The sequence below is a fragment of the Azoarcus taiwanensis genome (assembly GCF_012910885.1).
GTDB classification, from domain to species: Bacteria; Pseudomonadota; Gammaproteobacteria; order Burkholderiales; family Rhodocyclaceae; genus Azoarcus_F; species Azoarcus_F taiwanensis.
In genome coordinates this window covers 21,001-27,795 of sequence record NZ_WTVM01000049.1, presented here as the reverse complement: position 1 = coordinate 27,795, position 6,795 = coordinate 21,001, and the positions used below count along the sequence as shown (strand labels likewise).

At 62.6% G+C, this 6,795-nt stretch carries 6 protein-coding genes; 3 read left to right on the top strand and 3 right to left on the bottom strand.

Annotated features, from left to right (window positions below; translation table 11 throughout):
- Positions 1 to 163 precede the first annotated feature (163 nt).
- Complete coding sequence (locus tag GPA21_RS09860) at positions 164 to 607, bottom strand: RNA-binding S4 domain-containing protein (RefSeq protein WP_168988030.1); 444 nt, start codon at positions 605 to 607, stop codon at positions 164 to 166.
- A gap of 72 nt (positions 608 to 679) precedes the next feature.
- On the opposite strand from GPA21_RS09860, the gene galE reads away from it, so the two are divergent.
- The gene (gene galE / locus GPA21_RS09855) at positions 680 to 1,699 is read left to right on the top strand and encodes a UDP-glucose 4-epimerase GalE (RefSeq protein ID WP_168988029.1); all 1,020 of its coding nucleotides are present in this window, start codon (positions 680 to 682) and stop codon (positions 1,697 to 1,699) included.
- A gap of 65 nt (positions 1,700 to 1,764) precedes the next feature.
- Positions 1,765 to 2,148, top strand: coding sequence for a DUF2237 family protein (locus GPA21_RS09850; protein WP_168988028.1), 384 nt, complete (start codon positions 1,765 to 1,767; stop codon positions 2,146 to 2,148).
- Positions 2,149 to 2,161: 13 nt separating this feature from the next.
- On the opposite strand, the gene GPA21_RS09845 is transcribed toward GPA21_RS09850, so the two are convergent.
- The gene (locus GPA21_RS09845) at positions 2,162 to 2,461 is read right to left on the bottom strand and encodes a hypothetical protein (RefSeq protein WP_168988027.1); all 300 of its coding nucleotides are present in this window, start codon (positions 2,459 to 2,461) and stop codon (positions 2,162 to 2,164) included.
- 93 nt (positions 2,462 to 2,554) lie between these two features.
- Positions 2,555 to 5,398, bottom strand: a complete 2,844-nt coding sequence (gene uvrA / locus GPA21_RS09840) for an excinuclease ABC subunit UvrA (RefSeq protein ID WP_168988033.1) — start codon at positions 5,396 to 5,398, stop codon at positions 2,555 to 2,557.
- A 170-nt stretch (positions 5,399 to 5,568) separates the two neighbouring features.
- On the opposite strand from uvrA, the gene GPA21_RS09835 reads away from it, so the two are divergent.
- Positions 5,569 to 6,789: an MFS transporter gene (locus GPA21_RS09835; protein WP_246261877.1), complete on the top strand. Its 1,221-nt coding sequence runs from the start codon at positions 5,569 to 5,571 to the stop codon at positions 6,787 to 6,789.
- The last annotated feature ends 6 nt before the right edge of the window (positions 6,790 to 6,795 follow it).

Here is a 6,795-nt window from a genome sequence, read left to right as displayed (position 1 = left end):
CTGTGGCATGCCGTACTTCCTCTCGCCGCTTCGACGTAGTGTGAGCTACGCCTTCAGCGTCGCTCGGTCAGTGGGGCGACCACAGCGGTACCTCGGCGCCCTCGCTACGCGCCGGTGTGAGAAGTGCGGGCTAGGTTGAACGCAGCCGGAATGAGCCCCGGTGCTATTCAGTGGTCGGCTCGGTCTCGCCTTTGCCGCGCCACCGGTCCAGGTTTCGTCTCTCGCGCTTGGTGGGACGAGTACCGCCCGGGCGATACGCGTCGGAGTGGAGTCGTCGTTCTGCGCTGATCTGCTCTCGGCGGTCAATGCTTCCGGGTGTCTCTTCGTAGAGGGTGGCAGCGATGCTCGCGGACCCACGCTGATTGCTCAGGCGCCGAATGTTGCACTCGATGGCGTGCTCCCCCCGCTTGATCTCAATCAGATCGCCGATCCGCGCCGGGCGGGACGGTTTGGCTGAAACGCCGTTCGCACGGACGTGGCCGGCTTCGATTGCCTGCCGGGCGAGGCTCCGGGTCTTGTAGAAGCGGGCCGCCCACAACCATTTGTCGAGGCGGAGTGGTTCGCCATCGGGGGCATTGGCTTGGGTGGCAGTGTTGGGGTCGGGCATATCGGGTGCGAGTGAGGTTTCGACGTTATTCTGACGTTAAGATGATAACCACTTGGGTCGAGGGAGAGGTGGATGGCTACTGTGCTGGTCACCGGCGGAGCTGGCTATATCGGGAGTCACACCTGTGTCGAGCTTATGGCGGCCGGACATGAGGTGGTCGTGGTCGACAACCTCTGCAACAGTCGGCAGGAAGCGCTTGAGCGTGTGGCGCGGATTGCGGGGAGGCCCGTCAGCGCGTTCTATCGGGCCGATGTCAGAGATCGGGGATCCTTGCGCGGAGTGTTCGGCGCGCATCGAATCGATGCAGTGGTTCACTTCGCGGCGTTGAAGGCGGTCGGCGAATCGGTTTCAGATCCGTTGCGCTATTACGACAACAATATCGTCGGTACGATCGCGCTGGCTGAAGTGATGGCGGAGTGCGATGTGACTCGCCTGGTGTTCAGCTCCTCGGCCACTGTTTACGGGGATCCTGCGACTGTTCCGATTCGGGAGGACTTTTCGACGTCAGCGACGAATCCCTATGGTTGGAGCAAATGGATGATGGAGCGGGTGCTCACCGATCTGGCACTCGCCGATGCGCGCTGGCGCGTCGTGTTGCTGCGCTATTTCAACCCGGTGGGTGCCCACCCAAGTGGTCTCATCGGGGAGGATCCGGCCGGGGTGCCCAACAATCTGATGCCTTTCGTCGCCCAGGTGGCGGTGGGGTTGAGGGACGCCCTGCAGGTTTTCGGTGGGGACTATCCGACGCGAGACGGCACCGGGGTGCGTGATTACATCCATGTCGTCGATCTGGCAAAAGGTCATGTGAAGGCCATCGAGCGGCTGGATGAGCTCGGGTCCACGACATGTGTGAATCTTGGAACCGGGCAGGGCTACAGCGTGCTCGAGGTGGTGCGGGCGTTCGAGCGCGCGGCTGGGAGAGCAGTGCCGTATCGGGTGGTCGCTCGTCGGGCGGGTGATGTAGCGGAGTGCTGGGCCGATCCGGCATTGGCGCAGCGCCTGCTCGGTTGGCGTGCCGAACGGGGGTTGGAAGAAATGTGTGAGGATGCGTGGCGCTGGCAGTCGCTGAATCCGCGCGGGTACGCGAACTGAGCGGCGAGGCCCGAACCTCGGCTGGCGCCGCTTGTCGGATCATCAAACTTGTTGGAGCGGAATACGTGAGCGACCTTCGAACACAGGAACAACTGAACGTACTCGGCGGGCCCTTGCTTGCTTGCAGCTATGCACCATTGACCGGTTTCTTCCGGACCGGGTGCTGCGAGACTTCGCCGGACGATCTCGGACGCCATGTGGTTTGCGTGAAGGTCACCGCCGAATTTCTCGCGTTTTCCAGTGAGCGCGGAAACGATCTGGCGACCCCTCGCCCGGAATATCGCTTTGCAGGACTTAAGCCCGGTGATCGCTGGTGTCTTTGCGCCCTGCGTTGGATCGAGGCGTATGAAGCCGGTGTCGCACCGCCTGTGGTGCTGGCTGCGACACATCAGTCGGCCCTGTCTGTAGTGCCGATGGAAACCCTGAGGGCCTGCGCCCTGGACGCGTGATACGGCGCGCCAGCTACCAGGCCTTGCGCAGGCGGTTGCGATACTGGACGTCGTGAGGCAGCACTCGCTGCATCGCTTCGAGATGGCGGTTGAGGATTTCGAAGGCCTGCTTGAAGGCTTCCGGCTTGATGTGCGGCAATTCGCTCTGGCGTGCGATCAACCGCACAAGCATCTCTATCGTGCGCCTGCGTTGCTCGTTGTCGGGCGACAGGTAAACGCCCATTTCAGCGATGAACAGGGTTTCGAGAAAGCGGGCTCGGCGCTCTACGCGATGAAGAAAGCGGCTCGAGGGGTCGGTGGGAACGTCAGTCATCCGTTTGGCTCCATGCCGGAATCAGTGCTTCATTCTGCCCGATATCGATGTCGCATGGTGATGCCGTCGTGCGGTCAACAGTAAGCGCAGATTTCACATCGACGGTTGGGCGCTGGTCTGCGTCAGTGCTCGCCGGAGATAACGGCCGGTATGGCTGTCCGGGTGCTCAGCCACGACTTCCGGCGTGCCGGCACAGACGATGTTTCCGCCGCGGTCGCCGCCCTCCGGACCAAGATCGACGATCCAGTCCGCGCTCTTGATTACGTCGAGGTTGTGCTCGATGACCACGATGGTGTTGCCATGGTCGCGCAGTCTGGCGAGCACGCTGAGCAGCAGTTCGATGTCACGAAAATGCAGGCCGGTAGTCGGCTCGTCGAGGATGTAGAGCGTGCGTCCGGTATCGCGTTTTGACAGTTCGAGGGCAAGCTTGACCCGCTGCGCCTCACCGCCGGAAAGCGTCGTTGCGCTTTGTCCGAGGTGGATATAGCCGAGTCCGACATCGAGCAAGGTGTCGAGCTTTCGTGCGATGCTGGGTACCGCGTCAAAGACAGCGCGTGCCTGCTCGACCGTCATTTCGAGCACTTCCTGGATGGTTCGCCCCTTGTAGCGGATTTCCAGCGTCTCTCGATTGTAGCGGCGACCCTGGCAGACGTCGCACGGCACGTACATGTCCGGAAGAAAGTGCATCTCGACCTTGATCATGCCGTCGCCCTGACAGGCCTCGCAGCGTCCGCCCTTGACGTTGAAAGAGAAACGGCCGGGGCCATAGCCGCGAGAGCGGGCCTCGGGCACACCGGCAAAAAGGTCGCGGATGGGCGTAAACAACCCGGTGTAGGTCGCCGGGTTAGAGCGTGGCGTGCGCCCGATCGGCGCCTGGTCGACATTGATGACCTTGTCGAAGTGCTCCAGCCCTTCGATGCTGTGATGTGGCGCAGGTTCGGTCGATGCCCGGTTCAGATGCTGGGCAGCCAGCATGTATAGCGTATCGTTGATGAGTGTCGACTTGCCCGAGCCCGAAACGCCGGTGATGCAGGTAAGCAGGCCGCAGGGAATCTCGATATCGACGCTTCGCAGGTTGTTGCCCGTCGCTCCTTTGAGTTTCAGGCACCGTCCGGGAGACGGAGGCTTGCGCTCCCCGGGTGTCGCGATGCTGCGACGCCCGGACAGATAAGCCCCGGTGAGGGATTTGGGTGAGGCAATGATGGCCTCCGGAGGCCCGCTTGCCACGATCTCCCCGCCGTGAATGCCGGCGCCGGGACCCATGTCCACCACGTGGTCCGCGTAGCGAATGGCGTCCTCGTCGTGCTCGACCACGATCACGGTATTGCCGAGATCCCGCAGGTGACGCAAGGTGCCCAGCAGACGGTCATTGTCTCGCTGATGCAAGCCGATCGAGGGCTCGTCGAGGACGTACATGACACCGGTCAGTCCGGAGCCGATCTGGCTGGCGAGGCGAATCCGCTGTGCCTCGCCGCCGGAGAGCGTGTCGGCCGAGCGGTCGAGTGACAGGTAGTCGAGGCCGACGTCGATCAGAAAACCAAGGCGGTTGTCGATTTCGCGCACGATCTTGTCAGCCACCAGGGCCTTGTGCCCGTCAAGACTCAGGTTCGAAAAAAAGTCACGACATTCGCCCAGAGGCAGGTGACCGACCCGGTCGATCGACTGGCCACCGACCAGGACATGGCGCGCTTCGCTGCGCAGACGGCTGCCGCGACACACCGGGCACGGTTGTGATGCGCGATATTTCGCGAGTTCCTCGCGCACCGCGATCGAGTCGGTCTCGCGATAGCGGCGTTCCAGGTTGGGAATGATGCCTTCGAAGGGGTGCTCCTTGCGCACGCTGCGACCGCTGTCCGAGAGGTAGCGGAATGCAAGCTTCTCCTTGCCCGAGCCGAAGAGGATCACCTTTTGCACGGCTTCGCTCAACTCGGCAAACGGCGTATCGATATCGAAGCCGTAATGCGCGGAGAGGCTCGCCAGCATCTGAAAATAGAATTGATTGCGCCTGTCCCAGCCACGAATCGCACCGGCTGCAAGTGAAAGCTCAGGGTGGCCGACCACGCGCGCCGGGTCGAGAAACTCGACATGGCCGAGGCCGTCGCAATTTGGGCAGGCGCCCGCCGGGTTGTTGAAAGAGAACAATCTGGGCTCGAGCTCGGCCAGCGCATAGCTGCACACCGGGCAGGCGAAACGTGCCGAGAAGAGATGTTCGGTGCCGCCGTCGATTTCCACCGCGATCGCGCGTCCGTCCGAGTGGAGCAGGGCAGTCTCGAAGGACTCTGCGATACGGCCGCGTTGATCTGGTCGAACCTTGAGGCGGTCGATGACGATTTCGACCGTGTGACGCTGGCGTGCGGCGAGATCCGGCAACGCGTCGATCTCATGGACCTGGCCGTCCACCCGGATGCGTACGAAACCCTGGGCGCGGAGTTCTGCGAACAGGTCAAGCTGCTCACCCTTCCGCCCGGCGACCACCGGAGCGAGAATCATCAGGCGCGTTTCCTCCGGCAGCGCGAGCACATGATCCACCATCTGCGAGACCGTCTGCGCTTCGAGCGCCTGGTCGGGGTGGTCCGGACAGTGGGGTGTTCCGGCTCGCGCGTAGAGCAGGCGGAGATAGTCGTGAATCTCGGTGACGGTGCCCACCGTGGAGCGGGGGTTGTGGCTGGTCGCTTTCTGCTCGATGGAGATAGCCGGTGACAGCCCTTCGATCAGATCGACATCCGGCTTCTCCATGAGCTGGAGAAACTGGCGGGCGTAGGCAGACAAGGATTCGACGTAGCGGCGCTGACCTTCGGCGTACAAGGTGTCGAAGGCGAGTGACGACTTGCCGGACCCCGACAGGCCGGTGATGACCGTCAGTCGGTTGCGGGGAAGGTCGAGATTGATGTTCTTGAGATTGTGGGTGCGGGCACCCCGTATCCGGATGTCGATCATGTGTTTCATAACGCGCCGGGAGCAACACACCACTATACGAGAGAACAGAGTCACGCGACAAACGTCGTTGCGCCGGCGTTGAGCCGGATACGGCCACCTGTTGTCGGGAGATTGCGACCGTCGCTGGTAGAATGCCGGCTTTCGTCGAAAAGCCTCGAACCTGGAAACCAATGAGCGAAACCGCGCACGATTCCATGAGCCGTGAAGAAAGACGCGCCGGCATGAGCCTGGCGGCGATCTTCGGCTTGCGCATGCTCGGATTGTTTCTGATCCTGCCGGTCTTCTCGGTGCATGCGCAGACGCTGCAGGGCGGTGACAACCTGATGCTGGTGGGGATTGCCATTGGCGCTTACGGTATCACCCAGGCGATGCTGCAGATCGCCTTTGGCGCCGCATCCGACCGCTTCGGCCGCAAACCCGTCATCGTCGCCGGGCTGGTGATCTTCTTCCTGGGCAGTGTCGTCGCCGCGCTGGCGAATGATATCTACATGGTCATTGCCGGGCGCGTGCTGCAGGGTGCAGGTGCGATCTCCGCCGCGGTGACCGCGCTCGCCGCGGATCTGACGCGCGATCAGCACCGCACCAAGATCATGGCGATGATCGGGGCCAGCATCGGTCTGGTGTTCGCGCTGTCCATGGTTGCCGCGCCGTTGCTTTACGCAGCCATCGGCATGAGCGGGATCTTCTGGTTCACCGCCATACTCGCGGCGGGCGCAATTTTCGTGGTGTTGCGCGTGGTGCCCGATGCGCCGCCGGTACCTCGGGCCAATGCCGGTCGATTCGTCGACGTGCTTCGCGACGGTCAACTGATGCGTCTGAACTTTGGCGTGTTCGCGCTTCACCTCATCCAGACTACGATGTGGGTGCTGGTGCCCGCCGCGCTGGTCGCCGCCGGCGGTCTGGCGCTGACCGAGCACTGGAAGGTTTATCTGCCTGCGGTGTTACTGTCGTTCGCGGTCATGGTCCCGGCAGTGATCTTTGCAGAGCGCCATGGACGGATGAAGAGTGTGTTCAATGCTGCTATCATATTGCTCGTAATCGTCCAGCTGGGGCTTTTCGCGCTCGGCGACACGCTCTTCGGGCTCGCGCTGTGGCTGACCCTGTTCTTCGTGGCCTTTAACGTGCTCGAGGCGACTCAGCCGTCGTGGATCTCCAAGATCGCGCCTGCGGCGTCCAAAGGGACCGCCCTCGGCGTGTACAATACCTTGCAGTCACTGGGGCTGTTTCTCGGGGGCATGCTCGGGGGTTACATCGCGCAGCAGCATGGTGCGCAGGCGGTGAATCTGGTCTGCGCGGTGATCGCCGTGGTCTGGCTGGTGTTGGCTGCCACGATGAATCCGCCGCCGCGCCGGGTAGAAGCCGCCGTGCCCGGTACGGACGCAACAAACTGAACCGCC